The organism is Terrilactibacillus tamarindi, from assembly GCF_009718825.1.
GTDB lineage: Bacteria > Bacillota > Bacilli > Bacillales > Sporolactobacillaceae > Terrilactibacillus > Terrilactibacillus tamarindi.
Map to the genome: position 1 here is coordinate 1 of NZ_WNHB01000048.1, position 1530 is coordinate 1530.

General features: G+C 38.9%; 1 protein-coding gene. It reads left to right on the top strand.

Features of this window, described 5'->3' with window-relative positions; all coding sequences use genetic code 11:
- The first annotated feature begins 167 nt into the window (after nt 1–167).
- The gene (locus tag GMB86_RS15255; RefSeq protein WP_155221396.1) at nt 168–1529 is read left to right on the top strand and encodes an IS4 family transposase; all 1362 of its coding nucleotides are present in this window, start codon (nt 168–170) and stop codon (nt 1527–1529) included.
- Nucleotide 1530: the final 1 nt, after the last annotated feature.

Below are 1530 nucleotides of genomic sequence, written 5' to 3' on the forward strand. Positions count from 1 at the left end.
CTCAACTTTCGCATAGCGAAAGTTGAGATCAAACTATGGCAGTATTGATTTTAAGGCTGATTGAAAAGGTTCATTGACAAAGTTAATCATAATGAAAAGACACCTTCTGATTTGGTATAGTGAATTTGACTAGAAAACACTACCAAACAGAAGAGGTGCCTCCTATTATGATAGCGAATAACGACCCATTTAAGCAACTACCTAAAGAAATAAAATCAGCATTTATCGAATTGAAAGTCGTTAAACATTTACGGGATGCAGGTATTAAGAAATCCTTTGGTTTTTCCTGCTCTTACTTATTTCAACTCGTCTTTTGCCTAATTTTCCAACATAAGAATTGGTTTCGGCTTTTGGAAAGCAAAAAGTCTGAAACGCTGCCTGGCAAGGATACCGTATATCGCTTTTTGAATCACTCAAAGTTTTCATGGCGTCGATTTTTACTCTCATTTAGTACTTCAACGATTAAGAAAGTAAGCAACCTAACTAGCCATGATCGACCAAAAGCACTGATTGTTGACGATTCCATGTTTGAACGTAATCGGAGTAAAAAAGTTGAATTGCTTGCCCGTTGCTTTGACCATGCTTCACAAAAGATGCGTTTTTTCAAAGGGTTCCGTATGTTAACTTTGGGTTGGTCAGACGGAGCGACGTTTATGCCTTTGGATTTTTCTCTTCTTAGCTCAAAAACATCTCAAATCAATGGAATTTCAGAAACCATTGATAAGCGAACTTCCGGTTATAAGCGCCGGATGGATGCCTTACAATCCGCACCAGAACAGGTCGTAGCCATGATTGAGCGTGCCCTTACCATTGGTGTTGAGGCATCTTATGTACTAATGGATACTTGGTTTACTCAACAGCCGTTGATTAAATCTATCGTTGACCAAGGTTTGGATGTCATTGGGATGGTAAAGGCTACAAACCAGCGTTATCTTGTTAACCAGAAACGTGTTGGATTAAAGGATTTGTATCGTCTTGCTTCACCAACTAAAGATTCTAAAGGTATCCTTCGCTCGATTCACACGACAATGGCTAATGGGATTGCAGTCAAAGTGGTGTTCGTTCAAAATCGGAATAAGAAAAGTGAATGGCTCGCTATTTTGAGCACAGATTGCACACTGACCGAAAAAGAGATTGTACGCATTTATGGAATGCGTTGGGATATCGAAGTCTTTTTTAAGACCACTAAGTCCCTATTGAAACTCCAGAAGGAATTTAAAGGTCGTTCATTTGATCTACTCATTAGCCACACGACCATTGTGTTTTCTAGGTATATTCTTTTATCATGGCAGAATCGTTGTCACAACGATGACAGGACATTGGGTGGCTTATTCTATGAACTCTGTGATGAAATTGATGAACTCGATTGGGCTATTGCACTTCAAGAGCTAATTGAGCTTCTTGAAGATGCTTTAAAACAAACAAATAGTAAGTTTAAAAAGCTTATCAAAAGTCAACTCCAGAAATGGATTGCAGGTCTGCCCAACTATATCAAGGCTTACCTGCCCAATTTAAGCTGCGAAAGTTGAG

Coding starts and splice junctions, on each gene's coding strand:
- GMB86_RS15255 (WP_155221396.1), top strand. CDS start 168: ATGATAGCGAATAACGACCCATTTAAGCAACTACCTAAAGAAATAAAA.